This window comes from Sulfitobacter sp. M22, assembly GCF_021736025.1.
Classification (GTDB): domain Bacteria; phylum Pseudomonadota; class Alphaproteobacteria; order Rhodobacterales; family Rhodobacteraceae; genus Sulfitobacter; species Sulfitobacter litoralis.
This window is the reverse complement of record NZ_WMEC01000001.1, coordinates 2,042,715-2,062,293: the sequence shown is the minus strand read 5'-3', so window position 1 is coordinate 2,062,293 and position 19,579 is coordinate 2,042,715. Positions and strand designations below refer to the sequence as shown.

Annotated in this window: 19 protein-coding genes; 14 read left to right on the top strand and 5 right to left on the bottom strand. The window is 62.7% G+C overall.

Annotation, left to right across the window (positions count from 1 at the left end):
• The first annotated feature begins 63 nt into the window (after positions 1–63).
• On the top strand, positions 64–1,653 hold the full coding sequence (locus tag GLP52_RS10145) for a TlpA family protein disulfide reductase (protein WP_237272327.1): 1,590 nt from the start codon (positions 64–66) through the stop codon (positions 1,651–1,653).
• A 24-nt stretch (positions 1,654–1,677) separates the two neighbouring features.
• The gene (locus GLP52_RS19505; protein ID WP_258182285.1) at positions 1,678–2,199 is read left to right on the top strand and encodes a UGSC family (seleno)protein; all 522 of its coding nucleotides are present in this window, start codon (positions 1,678–1,680) and stop codon (positions 2,197–2,199) included.
• A 69-nt stretch (positions 2,200–2,268) separates the two neighbouring features.
• Here GLP52_RS19505 and nagA read toward each other — a convergent pair whose 3' ends face one another.
• Both nagA and GLP52_RS10125 read right to left on the bottom strand, forming a co-directional pair.
• Positions 2,269–3,387, bottom strand: coding sequence for an N-acetylglucosamine-6-phosphate deacetylase (gene nagA, locus GLP52_RS10130; RefSeq protein ID WP_237272326.1), 1,119 nt, complete (start codon positions 3,385–3,387; stop codon positions 2,269–2,271).
• Entirely contained in the window at positions 3,384–4,271 is an 888-nt protein-coding gene (locus GLP52_RS10125; RefSeq protein WP_237272325.1) for a BadF/BadG/BcrA/BcrD ATPase family protein, read from the bottom strand. Before GLP52_RS10125 ends, nagA begins: the two co-directional genes overlap by 4 nt.
• Before the next feature lie 173 nt (positions 4,272–4,444).
• Here GLP52_RS10125 and edd point away from each other — a divergent pair, with 173 nt between their 5' ends.
• A complete protein-coding gene (gene edd, locus GLP52_RS10120; protein WP_237273526.1) occupies positions 4,445–6,244 on the top strand; it encodes a phosphogluconate dehydratase in 1,800 nt (599 codons plus the stop codon).
• A 21-nt stretch (positions 6,245–6,265) separates the two neighbouring features.
• Complete coding sequence (gene eda, locus GLP52_RS10115; RefSeq protein ID WP_237272323.1) at positions 6,266–6,913, top strand: bifunctional 4-hydroxy-2-oxoglutarate aldolase/2-dehydro-3-deoxy-phosphogluconate aldolase; 648 nt, start codon at positions 6,266–6,268, stop codon at positions 6,911–6,913.
• Here the strand turns inward: eda and GLP52_RS10110 are convergent.
• Positions 6,910–7,434, bottom strand: coding sequence for a winged helix DNA-binding protein (locus GLP52_RS10110; RefSeq protein ID WP_237272322.1), 525 nt, complete (start codon positions 7,432–7,434; stop codon positions 6,910–6,912). The genes eda and GLP52_RS10110 overlap by 4 nt on opposite strands.
• 184 nt (positions 7,435–7,618) lie before the next feature.
• Between GLP52_RS10110 and GLP52_RS10105 the strand changes: the two genes are divergently transcribed.
• Positions 7,619–8,536, top strand: a complete 918-nt coding sequence (locus GLP52_RS10105) for a lipid A-modifier LpxR family protein (protein WP_237272321.1) — start codon at positions 7,619–7,621, stop codon at positions 8,534–8,536.
• A 106-nt stretch (positions 8,537–8,642) separates the two neighbouring features.
• Complete coding sequence (locus tag GLP52_RS10100; RefSeq protein ID WP_237272320.1) at positions 8,643–9,716, top strand: Hint domain-containing protein; 1,074 nt, start codon at positions 8,643–8,645, stop codon at positions 9,714–9,716.
• A 20-nt stretch (positions 9,717–9,736) separates the two neighbouring features.
• Here GLP52_RS10100 and GLP52_RS10095 read toward each other — a convergent pair whose 3' ends face one another.
• Complete coding sequence (locus GLP52_RS10095) at positions 9,737–10,306, bottom strand: TlpA disulfide reductase family protein (protein WP_093731376.1); 570 nt, start codon at positions 10,304–10,306, stop codon at positions 9,737–9,739.
• A gap of 22 nt (positions 10,307–10,328) precedes the next feature.
• Here GLP52_RS10095 and argH point away from each other — a divergent pair, with 22 nt between their 5' ends.
• From argH to GLP52_RS10070, 5 genes are all read left to right on the top strand, one after another.
• On the top strand, positions 10,329–11,720 hold the full coding sequence (argH, locus tag GLP52_RS10090; RefSeq protein WP_237272319.1) for an argininosuccinate lyase: 1,392 nt from the start codon (positions 10,329–10,331) through the stop codon (positions 11,718–11,720).
• Positions 11,717–11,896 (top strand): hypothetical protein, encoded by a 180-nt coding sequence (locus GLP52_RS10085; protein ID WP_093731374.1) that lies wholly within the window; start codon positions 11,717–11,719, stop codon positions 11,894–11,896. The genes argH and GLP52_RS10085 overlap by 4 nt, the downstream gene beginning before the upstream one ends.
• Positions 11,893–12,096 (top strand): hypothetical protein, encoded by a 204-nt coding sequence (locus GLP52_RS10080; protein WP_237273525.1) that lies wholly within the window; start codon positions 11,893–11,895, stop codon positions 12,094–12,096. Before GLP52_RS10085 ends, GLP52_RS10080 begins: the two co-directional genes overlap by 4 nt.
• A gap of 148 nt (positions 12,097–12,244) precedes the next feature.
• Entirely contained in the window at positions 12,245–13,510 is a 1,266-nt protein-coding gene (lysA, locus tag GLP52_RS10075) for a diaminopimelate decarboxylase (protein ID WP_237272317.1), read from the top strand.
• A 39-nt stretch (positions 13,511–13,549) separates the two neighbouring features.
• Positions 13,550–16,132: a TIGR02302 family protein gene (locus GLP52_RS10070; protein ID WP_237272316.1), complete on the top strand. Its 2,583-nt coding sequence runs from the start codon at positions 13,550–13,552 to the stop codon at positions 16,130–16,132.
• Positions 16,133–16,193: 61 nt separating this feature from the next.
• Here GLP52_RS10070 and GLP52_RS10065 read toward each other — a convergent pair whose 3' ends face one another.
• Positions 16,194–17,048, bottom strand: coding sequence for a zinc-ribbon domain-containing protein (locus GLP52_RS10065; RefSeq protein WP_237272315.1), 855 nt, complete (start codon positions 17,046–17,048; stop codon positions 16,194–16,196).
• 165 nt (positions 17,049–17,213) lie between these two features.
• Between GLP52_RS10065 and GLP52_RS10060 the strand changes: the two genes are divergently transcribed.
• The 3 genes from GLP52_RS10060 to GLP52_RS10050 are packed head-to-tail and all read left to right on the top strand — an operon-like array spanning position 17,214 to position 19,524.
• Positions 17,214–17,891: a cell division ATP-binding protein FtsE gene (locus tag GLP52_RS10060; RefSeq protein ID WP_093731631.1), complete on the top strand. Its 678-nt coding sequence runs from the start codon at positions 17,214–17,216 to the stop codon at positions 17,889–17,891.
• Positions 17,888–18,793 carry a cell division protein FtsX gene (locus GLP52_RS10055; protein ID WP_093731369.1) on the top strand — a complete coding sequence of 302 codons (906 nt, stop codon included), beginning with the start codon at positions 17,888–17,890 and terminating at the stop codon, positions 18,791–18,793. The genes GLP52_RS10060 and GLP52_RS10055 overlap by 4 nt, the downstream gene beginning before the upstream one ends.
• Entirely contained in the window at positions 18,793–19,524 is a 732-nt protein-coding gene (locus tag GLP52_RS10050) for a lysophospholipid acyltransferase family protein (protein WP_237272314.1), read from the top strand. The genes GLP52_RS10055 and GLP52_RS10050 overlap by 1 nt, the downstream gene beginning before the upstream one ends.
• Positions 19,525–19,579 lie beyond the last annotated feature (55 nt).

The following is a 19,579-nucleotide window of genomic DNA, read 5'->3' as shown; positions in this document are numbered from 1 at the left end:
ACCCGTCTGGACATGCCTGACGATCCCCCACAGTATGCAGCGGCATACTTGGGAGGGGGCGACATGAGCGATCAGAAACCGGAATTTATCCTGAAGGATCTGCAAGGGGCAGCCCATCATTTTGACGGCACGGGCCCTGCGCTGGTCTGTTTCGTGAAAGAGGATTGCGAGACCTGCAATATCGCGGGGCCGGTGCTGCAGGCGCTGTCGCAGGCCTATGGCGATGCGGTGCGGTTTCTGGTGCCGGGGCAGTCCGGCGAGAAGAACGCCGATTTCGCACAGCGTCACGGGCTGACCATGCCGGTGCTTGAGGATGCGGGCTGCAAGACCTCGTTCAGCTGGGATTTCGAGATCGTGCCCGCGCTTTACTGGATTGATGAAAGCGGTGCTGTTGTTACCCACTTCGAAGGGTTTGTGCGCGATGACTGGCAGGCATTGTCCGACCAGATGGCCAGTGCCACCGGCAAAGCTGCCGCCCAGGTCGATTGGGACAGCTTGCCCGCTTGGCGTCCCGGATGCGGGTCGAAACACTTTGACCCAGAGGTGTACGACGCGCTGCGGGCAGAGGCCGAAGGCAGCCGTCTGCGCGCCCGCAAGGTCGAGGTCGCCAGCGGCGATGACATGGCTGAATTCATGTTCGATCAAGGGTTCTCGGACGGGTTGCCCTTGGTCCCGCCGACGCCCGAACGGGTGATCCGCATGCTTGAGGGGACGCATCGTGATCCGCAGGATGTGATCGCCACAGTGCCGCCGAATATGGGGCCCGCTACGGTCGAAAAGATCGCGATTAACGCCGTGATGGCGGGATGTAAGCCTGAATATCTGCCCGTGGTGATCGCAGCCGTCGAAGCCGTCTGCACGGATGAATTCAACATCCACGGGGTCACCGCGACAACCATGGGCGCGGCGACGGTTATGGTGGTGAACGGGCCGATCGTGGACAAGATCGGGTTGAACGGCGGCTTGGGGGCTTTGGGCGCGGGGAACCGTGCCAACGCCACCATCGGGCGCGCGCTGCGGCTGATCATCCGCAATGTCGGCGGCGCGACTACGGGCGGCGTCGAACGGTCGGTTTTGGGCAATCCGATGAAATACACCATGTGCTTTGCCGAGAACGAAGAACGCTCCCCCTGGGAGCCGCTGCATGTGGAGCGTGGTTTCAAGGCGGAGGATTCGGTCGTGACCGTCTTTGCCATGACCGGCGGGCCGGTGCATCTGGTGGACCAGACCTCGCGCAGGCCGGATCAGATTGCAGGGTCGTTGGGGCAGGGGCTTGAAGGAGTTTTCCTGCCCAAGATGCACAACCTGCCGATTGACGCGCTGCTGGTGGTCTGCCCGGAACATATCAACACGCTGACCGTCGATGGCCCCTATTCCAAGGACCGGCTGCGCGACCGCATTCAGCAGGTCACCGCGCGCCCGCTGTCCGAGATGGTGCAGGATGACCATTCGGGTGCGGGTATCCCCGTGGCGGATGCCGAACGCATGGGGCCGGAAAAACTGGCGCAGCTTGCCCCCAAATTCGCGGGTAAGGAATACATCCATATCGTCGTGGCTGGTGGGGATGCGGGCAAATTTTCCTCCGCGTTCCACGGGTGGGCCACGGGCGAAGTGGGGTCGATTTCCGTTTCCAGAAAGATCGATCTGGGCTAGGTTTCACAGCAGAGGAGGACGTGAATGACAATAATTCTTGACCCGACGGACGAACGTGTCCCCGTCGCGCGTCAGATCAGCGAACGTTCCGGTTCGGTGCAGGGGGTTGTCGGGCTGCTGAATATCAGCAAGCCACGTGGCAATATCCTGCTGGATGAACTGGACAGGTTGCTGACCGAAAACGCACCCGGCGTTGAGATCCGGCATTATACAAAGCCGACTTTCGCCAAACCGTGCCCCGACACGCTGCGCCACCAGATCCGCGATGAATGCGATTTTCTGGTCGAAGGGCTGGCGGACTGAGGATCATGTACCACGTGCAGTATGCACGATACAGTCTGGTTTGAAATCCAGGGGATCCCGTCTGTTTCCATCGCTTCGAGCGTGTTTGGCCAAGCCGCTGAAACGCAGCGCAAGGCGTTAGGCATGGAGGGCGCGCGTTATGTGCTGGTGCCGCATCCTATTCAGGATGCCACGGACGACGAAATGCGGGCCAAGGCCCGCGAGGCGTTCGATCAGATCATCGGGGCGTTGCGCGATGCGTGACTGACGCAAAAATATGGGGCGGCGCGGGGAGGCCTGCGCCGCCTTTTTCGTGGGCATGGGGTGTGCGGGCTACAGCTCGGTTAGCCAGTGCAGCTCTGACAGATCATCCTTGATCCAGATCATCGCTGTGGCGTGGTCCAGTTCCGGAGGTTTCGGCAGCATGCCGGCAGGGATCACCGTGGCGCGGGCAAGGGATCGCTCTAACGGTTCACCCACTGTCTTATGCATGTACCGCACGGCTTGCAGCAGGCTCAGGTCGGCCCCTGCCAGCGTTCCGTCGGCCAGCGTCAGCCGTCCCTCGCGGCGCAAAATCTCGCGGTCGTTCAGGGTGAAGCTCGTGATATCAGAGCCGCCAGTCGCCATCGCGTCGGTCACCAGAAACACCTCTGCCGCGCCGCGATTGGCGGCAAGGGTGGCGCGGATCATGACCGGATGCACATGCACCCCATCGGCAATCAGCCCCGACGCCACGCGCGGATGATCAAGCGCCGCGCCCACCAGCCCGGGACTGCGCGCATTGGCTTGGCTCATGGCGTTGAACAGATGCGTCGCCATGCGGGCGCCGGCGTCAAAGGCGCGCATGGCGGTGTCATAGTCGCAATCGCTATGGCCCAGCGACACCAGCACGCCCGCTTGCGTCAGCGCCGCGATCTGATCGGGGGTGGCGTTTTCGGGGGCGAGGGTCATCATCAGGTTCGGGATCTGGGCCACGGCATCAGTCAGCATCGCCATATCATCGTCAGACAGGGGGCGGATCAGGCTGCCGTCATGGGCGCCTTTACGGGCAACGGACAGATGCGGCCCCTCAAGGTGGAGGCCCGCGATGCCGGGAATGCCTTGGCGCAGCGCCTCGGTCACGGCGGCGATGGCGGCGCGGCTGTGGGCGGGCGTATCGGTGATCAGCGTGGGCAGGAGCGCATGGGTGCCAAGCCGCCGGTGCGCTGTGGCCATGATACGCAGCGTGGCCAGATCAGGGGCGCTGTTCAGCATCACCCCGCCGCCGCCATTCACTTGCAGATCAACAAAACCGGGCGACAGGATGCCGCCTGCAAGCGGATGTGTCTTGGTGCGCTGTGGCAGCTCGGCCTGTGGCATGATGTTGGTCGCGCCGCCGGCATCGACCACCAGCGCATGATCGACCAGCAGCGTCTGGCCGTTGAAAACACGGGCTCCGGTATAGGCGATCATGGGTGACTTCCTTCGTGGGCTGCGCGCAGGGCCAGCGCGATTGCCCCATCCAGTGCACGGCCCTTGGCAGCAATAAGATGGGCGGTCTGGGTTTCGGGCAGATAGGCGGCGTAATGCGGGCCGACCCCTCCGGTCAGACACAGATGGTCGTCGGGCTGGTGATCCAGCGCGATGAGGGCGCGAGTCAGGTAGTCAGCCCCGCGTGTCATCAGCGCCCGCCCGATGCTGTCGCCCTTTGTGGCGGCCTGTACCACATCAGGGGCGAGGGTGGCGAAGTCGCCGGGTCGCGCCTTGAGGCTGAACTGGACGATGCCCGTGCCGCCGCCGAACCTATCCAGCATCTGTTGTGAAAGCGGGCTGGCGGGGGTGATCCCGTCAACGACCAATAGCGTCTGTTCAAGCACCCCGTGCCCTAGCCACGCGCCAGAGGCCTGATCCGACACCTGATAGCCCCAGCCGCCGATGCAGGTTTGCACACCTGCCCTCTGGCGGCCCACAATGGTGCCTGTGCCAAGCGCGATCAGATAGCAGTCTTGCGCACCCACGGCACCGACGAGGGTGGTGGTGGTGTCTTCGGTCACGACGGATTTGGCAAAGGGCAGACCGGCCTGCACGCGCGGGCCCCATTCGGGCGCTGTGTACCCTGCGAGCCCCAGATGTGCCACGGCGCGGGACATATGGGACAGGTCCAGACCCGCCTGCGCAACTGCCTCGCGGGTGGCGGTCAGGATGTTATCGATTGCGGCGGCGCAGTCTGTGCTGACATTCGCGCGACCCCCTGTGGCTTCGGCAAGGATGCGGCCATCGGGGGTGGCAACAGCGACGCGGCATCCGGTGCCGCCGCCATCGACGCCGATCAGAAAGGGAGGATCAATTTGTGTCATTTGATTGGTGTAGGCCACCTGTTTTGGCGGGGAAAGGCAATTTTCACCCTTCGGTTTGCCAGCGGCGGCAACGGGTTTGCAAACGGCACTCCGGTGTGATAAGTTAGCGCTAACATACTTACGTATTTGCTGGGAAGCCCCTAGGGCCAACCCCCGCCGCGAAGGGAAGCCTGATGTTGAACGAGACCGTAGCCCGCGTCACCGACCGGATCATCAAACGCAGCGCGCCAAGCCGTGATGCCTATCTTGCGCGGATGCGTCGCGCCGCCGAAGACGGGCCCGCGCGGGCGCATCTGTCGTGCAGCGGGCAGGCACATGCCTATGCCGGTGCGGGGCAGGATCAGGCGGCACTGGCGACGCAATCGACGGGCAATATCGGGATTATCACGACTTATAATGACATGCTGTCGGCGCACCAGCCGTTTGAACGCTTTCCGACCCTGATCCGCGACACCGCGCGCGCGGCGGGCGGGACGGCGCAGGTTGCCGGCGGTGTGCCTGCCATGTGTGACGGCGTGACCCAAGGCACCCCGGGGATGGAGCTGAGCCTGTTTTCACGCGATATCATCGCCATGGCAGCGGGGGTCGGGCTGAGCCACAACACTTTTGATTCCGCGATCTATCTGGGGGTTTGCGACAAGATCGTACCGGGATTGGTCATCGCCGCGCAGGCGTTTGGTCATCTGCCTGCGATCTTCCTGCCAGCGGGGCCAATGACATCGGGTGTTTCCAACGATGACAAAGCGATCGTCCGCCAGAAGTTTGCCGCAGGCGAAGCCACCCGCGAAGAGCTGATGGCCTCGGAAATGGCGGCCTATCACGGGCCGGGCACCTGTACCTTCTATGGCACGGCCAACACCAATCAGATGTTGATGGAGTTCATGGGCCTGCACCTGCCCGGCGCGTCTTTCGTGAACCCCAATACGCCCCTGCGCGATGCGCTGACGGTGGCGGGCACGCAGCGGGCTTTGGCTGTCAGTCATCTGGGCAATGAATATACGCCTGTCTGCGATGTGCTGAACGAAAAAGCCTATGTGAACGGCATCGTTGGGCTGAATGCGACGGGCGGGTCGACCAACCTTCTGATCCACCTTGTCGCCATGGCGCGGGCCGGTGGTATCGTGTTGGACTGGCAGGATTTCTCGGACCTTGCTGATGTCACGCCGCTGCTGGCGCGGGTCTATCCGAACGGCTTGGCTGACGTGAACCACTTCCACGCGGCGGGGGGCTTGGGCTTTATGATCGGGCAGCTGATGTCGGGCGGCTTGCTGCATGACGACGTCAGGACCATCGCGGGCGAGGGGCTGTCGCGCTATACCCAAGATCCCAAGCTCAAAGACGGCGCTGTCGAATGGGTGGCGGGGCCGACCAAGACGCTCAATGAAAAGATCGTGCGCCCCATCGGCGATCCCTTCCAGCCCACAGGCGGGTTGAAACGTCTGGCGGGCAATCTGGGCAATGCGGTCACCAAAGTCTCTGCCGTGAAGCCGGAGCATCACATCGTCGAAGCGCCGGTCCGCGTGTTCCATGATCAGGAAAGCGTGAAAGACGCCTATCGCAATGGTGAGTTCAACGAGGATGTCATCGTCGTCGTGCGCTTTCAGGGGCCCAAAGCCAACGGCATGCCCGAACTGCACAGCCTGACGCCGGTGCTGGCAAACCTGCAGGCGCGGGGGCTGAAAGTGGCGCTGGTCACCGACGGGCGCATGTCCGGCGCGTCGGGCAAGGTGCTGAGCGCGATCCACGTCTGCCCCGAAGCGGTGGACGGCGGACCGATTGCACGTTTGCAAGACGGTGATATCGTGCGCGTCGATGCCCGCGACGGGCAGCTGACGGTCCTGACCCCCGGCGCGATGGAGCGTCCGGTCGCCACGGCTGATCTGTCGGGCAATGAATACGGGCAGGGGCGCGAGCTGTTTGCCACTTTCCGCAACACAGTTGGCACGGCCGATACCGGCGCCAGCAGTATTTGAACCTGACCAAAGGATGATCCGATGACCCCGCAAGACGCCAGCGCTGCTGCCTATGCCATCTGTAAACGTGCGCCCATCGTGCCGGTATTGGTGGTGCATGACGTGCTGCACGCCCGTCCCTTGGCCGAAGCTTTGGTCGCCGGCGGTTTGCCCGCGCTAGAGGTAACGCTGCGCACGGATGCCGCGCTTGAGGTCATTGCCGAAATGGCAAAGGTTGAAGGCGGCATTGTGGGGGCGGGCACGTTGTTGACGCCTGATGACGTCAAGCGTGCGGTGGATGCGGGCGCGACATTCGGTGTGTCCCCCGGTGCCACGGATAAACTGCTTCAGGCGGCCGAAGATCTGGATTTGCCGATGTTGCCCGGTGCTGCCACCGCGTCAGAGGCGATGCGTCTTTATGAACGCGGCTATGATATGCTCAAGTTCTTCCCCGCCGAAGCTGCGGGTGGGGCACCCTTCCTGAAATCGCTATCCTCGCCGCTGCCTCAGGTGCGGTTCTGCCCCACGGGCGGCGTGAGCCCCGCGAATGCGGAAAGCTATCTGTCGCTGCCCAATGTGGTTTGCGCGGGCGGCAGCTGGGTCGCGCCGGACAACCTGATGCGCAAAGGCGATTGGGCGGCGATCACCGAGTTGGCCCGCGCCGCCAGCACCCTTGGCAGCCGTGGTTAAAGCGACGCCGCGGCGCGACTGGCCTGATCATATTGCCCCGAGATCGCGCGCAGCTGCGCCGCGATCTCGCGCAGGTCGTCGCCCTTGATATCGGTGCGCCCCATGCTGTCGATCAGGCAGGTGTTGCGCACCGCGCGGTAGGTATCTATCAGCTCGGCCCCGCTGGCGGAGGTGCGATAGAACACCTCTTTGCCGCGTTTTTCGGCCTCTAGCAGGCCGGATTTCAGCAGTTTGCGCAGCGCATAGTTCACCGTATGCGTGTCTTCGATGTTCAGCAAAAAGCAGATGTCTGTCAGCCGCTTTTCACGGTCGCGGTGGTTGGTGTTGTGCAGCACCAGAATTTCCAGCGGCGTCAGATCGGCATTGCCCGCCGCCGCCATGCAGCGCGACATCCAGCGCGAAAAGGCATTGTAGGCGATGATCATCCCATATTCGAGCTCGGACGCCTCCCATCCTTCGCCCTCGGCAAGGTGACGGGACGATACGATACGGCGGGATGGGTGCGATTTTGGGTCTGACATCGGGGCCTCAGGGCTGGTTTTCACTGTCGTTATGTTAGCGAATTGCCGGTATGGTGCAATCAGTCTGTGCGCCAAGGACACGCCTGCCCGAGAAAAATGTACCAAGGATGGCGTGGCGCGACGGGGCGCGGTAGCAAGGGGGCAGATGGTAACTGCCCCCGAGGCCCCCGCGATAGGATAGACGATGCTGCGATTTCTTGTGCCGGTTCTGGCGGCACTTTTGCTTCTGCCAATGGATGCACAAGCGACAGAGCGGATGCGCCTCGGCTATGGCCGTCTGATCACCAATGACGCCATCGCAGAGTTCCGCGATCGCGAGCGGACCGGTTCCTACGTGTCCTCGCGTGTCTGGGGGCCAGAATGGACAGGTCGCTTGCCAGACCGCTTTGGGCAGTTGATCGAGCTACGTTTGGGGGTAGAGCTGCTGGCCCCCGCGAGCCTGCGTCGCCCGCGACCTGGATCGCGCCCTTGGGCCGGTGCGTTGTCTGCCGGGGTGCACACGCATTTCGAACGTGACAGCGTCGAATATTCGGTCGGGGCCGCGATCTATGCCACAGGTCCGCAGACCCATCTGGATGACCTGCAACGGGGGCTTCACGATCTAATCGACGCGACCTCGCCCTCGGATCGGGTGCTGGATAACCAGATCGAAAACGGCTTTCACCCCACGGTTCTGGTCGAGACGGCTCGCAGCTTTCCGATTGGCGCGCGGACAACGTTGCGCCCCTTTGTCGAAGGGCAGGCGGGGATAGAGACATTCATGCGCGTGGGCTTTGATCTGACCTTTGGCGATATCACGCGGGGCGAGCTTTTGGTGCGCGACAGCACCACGGGCCACCGTTACCGCGTGGTGCAGAACACCGACGCGACAGGGTTCGGCTTTGTTATCGGGGCGGATATGGCGCGGGTCAGCGACAGTGTGTTCCTGCCGTCGGACCGTGGCTATGACCTGACACCGCGCCGGGATCGTGTGCGTGCGGGGGTGCATTGGCAGGGCAGGCGTGCGTCGGCCTTCTATGGTCTGACGTGGCTGGGCAAGGAATACGAGACGCAGCCCGACAACCAGCTGGTCGGCTCTGTGCGCCTCAAACTGGCATTCTGACCCTCAAAGCGCGGCCCGCACGTTGATTCGTTCTTTCCAGCTGGCGATGGCTTTGATACCGTTGCGTCAATAATAATACGAAATAAGTCGACGAGGCATCAGAGCAGTGGTCAAAACGGGCTTTCGAGGCACGTTTGTCATAAGCTGGTCGCAGACAGAAATAGACGGGCTGGACGCCGCACCGGTGCAATCCCTGAAGGTGGGGGCAGCTTGGGCGTGGCGGGGCGATTCACTTCGCGTTGACGGGCCGAATGACGTGTTGCGACTGGATCAGGCAGACGAGGCAGGTGATCTGCGCAGACGGGCTGCGCGGATGGTGCATCGTTTGGTGGGGACTGCGTTGGACGGTACCGTGCCACCACACCGGACCTTTGCCAGCGACCGCGACACCCCGTTAATGGACAACAGCTTTACCGTAACCGACGGTGCGCAAAGCTATCTGGTGACGGTGATCGAAGTCGGGCAGGGCAGCCAGCCGCTGCTGATGTTCCTTGACGCACTGCCGCCGCGTAACACTGATTTGTGGGTGGTTTCACATACGCTGAATACAGCCGCTGCAGATCGCGCGGCGCAGTATAGCAGCGGAGTGATCTGCTTTACCCCCGGTACGATGATCCGCACCGCCGACGGTGCCCGTCTCATCGAGCATCTGCGCGAAGATGATTTGATCCAGACGAAGGACAACGGCCTGCAACCCGTGCGCTGGATTGGCAGCCGCCGGATGAGCGGCGCACGTCTGTTCGCCATGCCTCAGCTGCGGCCTGTCCGCTTTCGCGCCAATGCTTTGGGGGCTGCGCGGCCTGACGCGGATTTGCTGGTGTCGCCCAGCCACCGGATGCTGGTGAAAGGGCCCGTCGCGCACGCGCTGTTTAACACCGACGAGGTGCTTGTCACCGCGCGTGATCTGGTGAACGGGCGCAGTGTCACCATCGATGCCCACGCGCGCGAGGTGACCTATATCCACCTGCTGCTTGATTTCCACGAGGTGCTTTGGGCCAATGGCGTCGAGACGGAAAGCTTTCACCCGGCCTCTGCCGCGCTGGAAGCATTGGACACCGCCGACCGTGCGCGTCTGCTGGACCAGTTCCCCCAGATCGGGTCCGATCCGCATACCTATGGCGGCTATGCCCGGCGCAACCTGTCGATGTCCGAAGCGGCGATCCTGGCGCACGCCGCCTGACCGCCTGCTTTGCGGTAGGGTTAGCTGTCTGTCTTGCCCGCGATCAACGCCTGAACGATGGCTTTTGCACTGTCGCTTGACCAATCCGCATCGCCGCGCAGGCGGGCAATCTCGCGGCCTTCAGGGTCCATCACCACGGTGATCGGTAGCCCAAAAATGCCCATCTGGCTGGCCAACGCCTGTTTGGGGTCTTGGTGACGGGGTAGGCTGTCGACACCGGCATCCGCGAAGAACCGTTTGATCCCGTCAGGCGTATTGCGGCCTGTCGCAATTGTCAGCACCTCGAAATCATCCCCGCCGAATTCCTTTTGCAGCGCGTTCAGTTGCGGCATTTCCTTGCGGCACGGCGCGCACCATGTGGCCCAGAAGTTGATCAACACATATTTGCCCTGCCACGCCTCAAGTGTGGTTTCGCCGCCGTCATCCTCAAGCTGGAATGCGACAGAGGAGGTGGCAACAGGGGAACCGTGGACGACCAGTTTCTTCATATCGCCGTCGCGCAGGGGCTTGATGTCGGCGCTTTGCGCAAAGCTGGGGTTTGCACCAAGGGCAAGGGCCGTATAAACGAGCGCGAGCATAATCTTTTTCATTTTCCCTCCGAGGGGTTGCCTGATGACTGATACGACTTCGAACAAAATGTGGGGTGGCCGTTTTGCCGCCGGACCGGACGCGATCATGGAGGCGATCAACGCCTCGATCTCGTTTGACCAGCGTATGGCCGCCCAGGACATTGCCGGGTCGCGTGCCCATGCCGCCATGTTGGCTGCACAAGACATCATTAGTGATAGCGATGCCGACGCCATTCGAAAAGGCCTGCTCACGGTGTTGTCAGAGATCGAGGGCGGCACCTTCGCGTATTCGGCCGCGCTGGAGGACATTCACATGAACGTCGAGGCGCGCTTGAAAGAAGTCATCGGCGAACCGGCAGGGCGTCTGCACACGGGCCGGTCGCGCAACGATCAGGTGGCGACAGATTTCAAGCTGTGGACCCGCGACCAGTTCGACGCCGCCGAAAGCGGATTGTTGGCGTTGATCAAGGCGTTGCTAGATCAGGCAGAGGCCGGGGCCGATTGGGTTATGCCCGGTTTTACCCATTTGCAAACCGCGCAGCCGGTCACTTGGGGCCATCATATGATGGCCTATGTGGAGATGTTTGGCCGCGATCTGAGCCGGATGCGGGACGCACGGACACGGATGAATGAATCGCCTTTGGGCGCTGCGGCACTGGCTGGCACGTCCTTTCCGATCGACCGCGACATGACGGCGCAGGCGCTTGGCTTTGACCGCCCGTCGGCCAACTCGCTCGATGCGGTTAGTGATCGTGATTTTGCGTTGGATTTCCTAGGCGCGGCGTCGATCTGCGCCATGCACCTGAGCCGTTTCGCCGAAGAACTGGTGATCTGGTCGTCGGCGCAATTCCGTTTTGTGACGCTGTCGGACCGTTTCTCGACCGGGTCCAGCATCATGCCGCAGAAAAAGAACCCCGACGCGGCAGAGCTGATCCGCGCCAAGATCGGTCGCATCATGGGGGCCAATGTGGCGCTGATGATGGTGATGAAGGGGCTGCCGCTGGCCTATTCCAAAGACATGCAGGAAGACAAGGAACAGGTCTTTGACGCCGCTGACAACCTGATGCTGGCGCTGGCCGCGATGGAAGGCATGGTCAAGGATATGTCCGCCAACCGCGAAAGCCTTGCGGCAGCGGCGGGGTCGGGCTTTTCCACCGCGACGGATCTGGCCGACTGGCTGGTCCGCATGCTGGGGCTGCCGTTCCGCGATGCGCATCACATCACCGGATCGTTGGTAGCACTGGCCGAACAGAACGGCTGCGACCTGCCGGACCTGACGCTGGAACAGATGCAATCGGCGCATGGCGACATCACGGCGGATGTCTTTGACGTTTTGGGCGTGGAAAATTCCGTCAATTCGCGTATGTCTTATGGTGGGACCGCACCTGCCCAAGTGCGCGCGCAGGTGGCCCGCTGGAAAGGGATCATCGGATGAAACCCGTCGCCGTTATTGCCTTGTTGCTGACCCTCGCCGCCTGTGGTGTGGACGGGGAACCCGTGCCGCCGCAGGTCAATAGCACGGTGACGCTGTCGTCGTCGGGCATGTCGGTCGGAACGGCTGTCACCCTTGGCCGCGGCCCGTTCCGGTTGGGTCTGGGGGCGGCGCTATGATCCGCGCGGCGGTTCTGGCCGTGGTAGCGGTGTCGGTGTTGGCGGGCTGTGACGGCCCGCAAGCCCATGCGCCATCTGCCTATGACAGCCGCGCCTATCCGCGCGCGACGGACACCAGCACCCGCAAGAACCGCAGCAATTACCAACCGGGGGTGCATGTCTCGGGGCATGTGGATGTCGGTGTTTCCAAGACGTTCTGACCTTTGGGGCGACTGGCGCTGATTGCCATTCCCGCGCCCTTTGATATTGGGGTAGGCAATGGTCCGCCGCTGTCTTTTTTCCTGCGGTCCGCCGCCTTTAAAATATCGCCGGCAGCTTTCGGCGGGAAAAGCTTAGGAGCCCGAAAACATGGATCATTTCCTGTACCGTGATGGCGCGTTGTTCGCCGAAGATGTCGCCATCTCCGAAATCGCAGCCGCGGTCGGCACGCCTTTTTACGTCTATTCAACCGCCACGCTTTTGCGTCACTTCAAGGCGTTCGATGATGCGCTCGATGGGATGGACCATTTGGTCTGCTACGCGATGAAAGCGAATTCGAACCAAGCGGTGCTGAAGACACTGGCGCAGGCGGGTGCGGGGATGGATGTCGTGTCCGCCGGGGAATACCTCCGCGCCAAGGCGGCAGGCGTACCGGGTGACAAGATCGTGTTCTCGGGTGTGGGCAAGACCGTCTCGGAAATCCGGCTCGCGCTTGAGGGCGGCATCCGGCAGTTCAACGTCGAATCCGAACCCGAGATGGAGGTGCTGGACGCCGTCGCACGGTCGATGGACAAGGTCGCGCCGATCACCATTCGTGTGAACCCCGATGTCGACGCCAAAACACACGCCAAGATTGCCACCGGCAAGTCCGAGAACAAGTTCGGCATCCCCATCGCCCGCGCGCGCGAAGTCTACCGCATGGCCGCCGCCATGCCGGGGCTAGAGGTCGTGGGCATCGACGTGCACATCGGCAGCCAGCTTACCGATCTGACGCCGTTCGAACTGGCGTACCAGAAGGTTGCGGAGCTGACGGAACAGCTGCGCGCCGACGGGCATACAATCCGCCGTCTGGATTTGGGCGGAGGTCTGGGCATCCCTTATGAACGGAGCAATGCCGCCCCGCCACTGCCCACAGACTATGGTGCGATGGTGCAAAAGACGCTTGGTCATCTAGACTGCGAAATCGAGATCGAACCGGGCCGCCTGATCGCAGGCAACGCCGGCCTGATGGTGAGCGAGGTGATCTATGTCAAATCCGGCGAGGGCCGTGATTTCCTGATCATCGACGGCGCGATGAACGACCTGATCCGCCCCGCCATGTACGACGCCTACCACGACATCGTGCCCGTCGTCGAAGCCGAGGCGGGGGCAGAGCAGCAACCCTATGACATCGTCGGGCCGGTCTGCGAATCCGGTGATACCTTTGCCAAACAGCGCATGATGCCAAAGCTGGTTGCAGGCGATTTGGTGGCGTTTCGCAGCGCAGGTGCCTATGGCGCGGTGATGGCCAGCGAATACAACTCTCGTGCGCTGATCCCCGAGGTGCTGGTCCATGGCGATCAATTTGCGGTTATCCGCCGACGCCCGACCTTTGACGAAATGATAAATCGCGATACCATTCCTGAATGGCTGTGACCGCGCCTTGCGTGTCCGGCTTTTGAAAGCAGGGCCCGCATGACGCTTTTCACCGCCAAGGATGACGACCACTCGCCCGAGCAGGGTCTCAAGTCGATCCGTTGGCCCTTGCGTCTGACGTGGGCCGGTATCTGGGCCGAGGTATTGGTGCAGGCTTTCTGGCCTCTGATCGCCTTGGTGCTGGCTGTGCTGGCGGTGCTGATGCTGGGGCTGCTTGATAACGCTGCGATGTCCGTCGTAACGGGCGTTGTTGTTGCCGTGACGCTGGCCGCAGTCGGGGCGCTGGTTTATGCGCTGCGCCACCTGCGGTTTCCCCGCCGGATAGAGGCGCTGACCCGCCTTGACGCCAGCCTGCCCGGACGCCCCATTCAGGCGCTGATGGATGTGCAGGCGATCGGCACGGGGGATGATGCCTCTGCTGCGGTGTGGCGGGCGCATCAGCGCCGCATGGCCGCCCGTGCCGCCGCTGCGCAGGCGGTGCCCGCGGACTTGCGCATTGCGCGCCGTGATCCCTTTGCCCTGCGCTATGTCGCGCTGCTGGCTTTTGTCACGGCGCTGGTCTTTGGGTCTGTGCTGCGCATCGGGTCGGTTGCGGGTCTGACGGCCGGCGGGGGGGCTTTGGCCTCGGGGCCGGTCTGGGAAGGCTGGGCGGAGCCGCCGCGCTATACCGGCAAGCCGACACTGTACCTCTCGGACCTTGCCGAAGGGCCGCTGAACTTGCCTGCGGGCACGCTCATCACCTTGCGCATGTATGGCGAAGTGGGGGCGTTGTCTGTTTCCGAGACCGTTTCGGGCCAGCCCCAGCGTGTGGATGACACCCCCGCCATCGTACAGGATTTCAAAGTCAGCCAAAGCGGGCAGATCGCCATCGACGGGCCGAACGGGCGCGCGTGGGACGTGACGATGCTGCCCGATGCCAAGCCGCAGATTGAAATTACCGGCCCGCCGGACGTGACCGCGCTTGGCGAGATGCAGCTGCCGTTCGTGGCGCGTGATGACTATGGCGTTGAAGCGGGCGAGGCGCGGATCGATCTGGATCTGGCGGCTGTGGACCGGCGCTATGGGCTGGCTATCGATCCTGACCCGCGGGCCGAGATGATCGTACCTTTGTCGCTGCCCATTGCAGGGGATCGCCGCGATTTCGAAGAAAACCTGATCGACGATTTTTCGAAACACCCTTGGGCCAACCTGCCGGTCACGGTCACGCTGAGCGTGCTGGACGCGTCAGAGCAGCAGGCGACCACCCCACCGACGCAAATGATCCTGCCGGGGCGGCGCTTTTTCGATCCGCTGGCGGCGGCGGTGATTGAGCAGCGGCGTGATCTGCTGTGGGCCAAGGGCAACGCCGACAGTCTCGCGCAGGTGTTGCGGGCGGTGTCCTATCGCCCTGCGGATGTGTTCCGCTCTGACACGGCAGCGCTGCGTTTGCGGCGGCTGATTGAACGGATCGAAATTCGCGCCCGCTATGGATTGGCCGACGAGGTGCAGACCGAGATCGCGGATGATCTGTGGGATTTGGCGATTGAACTGGAAGAAGGCGTTCTGGCCGACGCGCTGGACCGGATGCGCCGCGCGCAGGAACGTCTGCAAGAGGCGATGAAGAACGGTGCCTCGGATGCAGAGATCGCAGAGCTGATGGAAGAGCTGCGCCGCGCCACTGACGACTACATGCGTCAGCTGCAACGCCAGCAGGCGCAAGAAGAGCAGAGCGGCGAGGAGCAGCAAGGCGAGACCATGCAGATGACGCAGGACGACCTGCAACGCATGATGGATCGGATTCAGGAGCTGATGGAGCAGGGCCGCATGGCCGAGGCCGAACAGGCGCTGCGCGAGCTGCAAGAGATGATGGAAAACATGCGCGTCACCCAAGGCCAGCCGGGCGAAGGTGGGCAATCCGAGGGTGAGCAAGCGATGGAGGGGCTCGCCGACAGTCTGCGCGAACAGCAAGAGCTGAGCGATCAGGCGTTTCGCGATTTGCAGGACCGGTTCAACCCGAACGCGGATGAGGGTCAGCAGCAGGGGCAGGACCAGGGCCAACAGCCCGGCCCGCCGCAGGACGGGAACCAGCCGGGCCAGCCCGGGCAACAACCCGGTCAGAACAATGGCCAAGGCGAACCCGGACAGGGGCAAGGATCAATTGCTGACCGTCAGCAGGCGCTGCGCGATGAGCTGCGCCGCCAAGAGGGGCGTCTGCCCGGTGGCGGCACCCCCGAAGGCGACGCTGCCCGCGATGCACTGGACCGCGCCGGTCGTGCCATGGACGGTGCCGAAGAGGCGCTGCGCCGCGATGATCTGGCCGACGCGATCGATAACCAGTCGCAGGCAATGGAAGCGCTGCGCGAGGGGATGCGTGCCTTGGGCGAGGCGATGGACCAGGACCAGCAGGCGTCCGAACCGGGGCAGGGCACAGCCCAAGGCAACCGCCGTGCCGAGAACACGGACCCTTTGGGGCGTGAACAGGGGGCCAATGGCGCACAGGGGTCAGAGGGCGACCTTGCGCTGGATAATGATGCCTATGGCCGCGCACGCGAACTGCTGGACGAAATCCGCCGTCGCTCGGGCGAGGAGACGCGGCCAGAGGTCGAGCGCGATTACCTGCGCCGTCTGCTGGACCGGTTCTGATACGGGCAAGTAGGTGAGGACGGGGCCGGCAAAAGGGCGGGCCCGATCCGTTTTAGCTGCCTCACTGGGATGCCCGCGAGTCGAGCCATTGCAGCGCCGCCTGCAATGCCCCGTCAAGCCATTGGCGTCCGTCATCCACCTGCGCCACATAGCTGGCCAGATAAGGGCGCAACGCAGGCACAGCCTCTGAAATCTGCGGCGAAAAGACATAGAGCAGCACCAGCACCGACGCGAGGAGCACGATCAGCACGAACCCGCGGCTGAAGCCGCTGCGCTTTTGCGGATCAGGCTGCGCAGCGTCACCACCGGCATTGGGGATGGTGCGTCGCTCTGATCCGGTGCGCAGCGTCGAATTAATTTCTTCGATGTCGGGCAGCAATTCGCGGCGCGATGCGACAGCCGCCGCAGCGGCATTGGTTTCGGCCACGCTGGGTTGCGCCTCGCCGCGCAGACGTGACATGCGGACCTTGGCCTGCTGAGCACGGTCGCTCTCGCTTGGGTGATCGGCTTCTTGCAGGCCCAGATCGGGCTGGCTTTCCAGCGGATCTGCCTGACGGCGACGGCGGGCTTCCTGTTCGGCTTCGGCCTCTTGACGCAAAATATCAGCGACCGACGGGTCAAGCTGCTTACGAGGCGGCGCGGCAGGTGGGGCTGGTTCGGGCTGTGCCTGTTCCGGCTCTGCGGGCGTGTCAGCGGGGGCTGCGTTTACCTTGGGGGTATCCTGATCGGGCTGCGACACGGCGGCGGTGACAGTGCTAAGCCGGCCGCCGTCCTCTTCGTCGAGGGGCATGAAATCGGGGTGATGCTGGAACCAAGTCTGGCCGCAGTTGGAACATTGCACATCACGCCCGGACAAGGGCATCACCTCGTCCGGTACTTCGTACTGCGCATCGCAATTGGGACAGATTAGTCTCATGTTGCGCACCGAACCATTGGAAACCTCTTTGTTTTCACGTCAGATCAACCTTATGTCCTAGAAAACCGTAGGAAAAGTGCAATCTTCATGCAATGCCTGCGCCGGGGTGCATTGAAACCCAAGCGGTGCTGGGGCACAACAGTTCAAACCAAGCGGGATATGCGTGTGATCGAGTTTGAAAACGTGGCTTACAGCTATGGCGGAGGCGAGCTTTTGTCCGATATCTCGGTCAAGTTGGCGCCGGGATCGTTCCATTTTCTGACGGGTCCGTCCGGCTCTGGCAAAACCACCTTGATGAAACTGTGCTATGGTGCGCTGCTGCCGACGGCAGGGCATGTGTCGCTGTTTGGCAAAGACGTGCGCACAATGGAACGCGACGACATCGCGATGATCCGGCGGCGTGTGGGCGTGGTGCATCAGGACTGTCAGTTCCTGAACCATCTGCCGGTTGCCGAAAACATCGGGCTGCCGCTGACCGTGTCGGGCCGTCATGCAGAAACCGGCGGTGAAGACCTGCAAGAGCTGCTGTCGTGGGTCGGGCTCAGCAGCCGTGCCGATGCGCTGCCACCAGAACTGTCGGGCGGTGAACGCCAGCGGGCCGCACTGGCGCGTGCGGTGATCATGTCGCCCGATGTGGTGCTTGCGGATGAACCCACTGGTAACGTCGACTGGGAGATGTCGCAGCGGCTACTGCGCTTGCTGGTCGAGCTCAACCGCATGGGCAAGACGGTGCTGATCGCGACCCATGATCTGGGACTTATCCGCGCCACCAAGGCGCAGGTGCAGGCGCGGGTGTTGCGCATTGCGAACCGCCGAATCCAGTTGGCGGGGGCAGATCTATGAAGATGTTGCGCATCGCGCTGGCGTCGCTGTGGAACGGCGACCGTCAAGCGGACCGTGTGGTGCCACCGTCAGGATTTACCGCGCAGCTTACCTTGTTTGCCGCCGCAACAATGGCGTTTCTGGCGGTATTTGCGCTGGCGCTGTCGCTCGCGTCGGGGCGGTTGGCGCATATCTGGGGGCAAGAGCTGGCACGTACCGCAACGATCCGTGTTGTGGCCCCCATTGACCAACGCAGCGCCCAGACCGACGCCGCGCTGCGCATCCTCGAGACGACCAAAGGCGTCGCCACGGCGCGGGCGTTGACCGATGAAGAACAGCAATCCCTGCTGGCCCCTTGGTTCGGACCAGAGCTGGCGATTGACGCCCTACCGGTGCCGCGCCTGATCGAGATTATCGAGGAAGACGACGGCATGGATGCGGACGGTCTGCGCTTGCGTCTTGCGGCAGAGGTGCCGGGGGCCGTGCTGGACAATCACAGCCGCTGGCGTGCGCCGCTGGTCAAAGCGGCATCGCGGCTGAAGCTTCTGGGCTGGGTGTCCATGACCCTGATCATCGCGACCCTCGCCGCGATGGTGACACTCGCCGCCAATGCCGCGCTGTCGGCCAATGCTCAGGTCATCGCTGTGCTACGTCTGGTGGGCGCGACCGACAGCTATATCGCACAGGCATTTATCCGGCGTTTCACCCTGCGCGCTCTGACTGGCGCTGCGGCGGGTACGGGGCTGGGACTGCTTGCTATTCTGCTTCTGCCAAGCACCGCTGATGCGGGGGGCTTTCTGACGGGCTTGGGCTTTCAGGGCTGGCACTGGATTGTGCCGCTGGTGATCCCGTTTCTCTCTGGTGGTGTCGCCTTTGTCGCCACAGGGGCCGCGGCGCGCCGCACACTAAAGGACCTTGCGTGATGTTGCAGTGGATACGATCGATTACCTTCATCGTGCTGGCCACGGTCTATATGCCCATGATCGGGGTGTTTTACGCCCCTTGGGCGATGTTTTCGCGGCGGGGAGCCTATGCTGCGTGCAAGGCATATTCTGCGGGAACCATGTGGATGGCACGGGTCGTCGTGGGGATGCGATGCGAGGTTCGTGGCGAGGTGCCGGAGGGGGCCGTGTTGGTTGCCGCGAAGCATCAGTCGTTTCTTGATATCCTGATGATCTTTCACGCGCTGCCACGGGCTAAATTCATAATGAAGCGCGAGATCCTGATGATGCCAGTGATCGGGCAATATGCAAAACGTATGCAGATGATCGCGGTTAATCGGGGCAAACGCGGCGCGGCGATTTCAAAGATGCTGGCCGACGTCAAAGCAGGCGAGGCCGAACCCGGCCAATTGGTGATCTATTCGCAAGGCACACGTGTCGCACCTGGTCTGTCGGTGCCCTATAAAAAGGGGACTGCAGCACTGTATGAACAGATGCGCCAGCCTTGTGTGCCTGTAGCGACGAACGCCGGTTACTTCTGGCCACGGCGTGGGCTGTACCGGCGACCGGGGGTGGCTGTGGTCGAATTCCTGACCCCGATCGCACCGGGGATGGAACGCGCCGCGTTTATGGCGACACTGGAGAAAACGGTAGAAGCCCATTCAGACGCGCTACTGGCAGAGGCAGGGTTCAAGGCCACTTTGCCAGTCTAGCCCGCACCGATGCAGTGCAGCACGCAATAAAAAAGGGTGGGCCTCGCGGTCCACC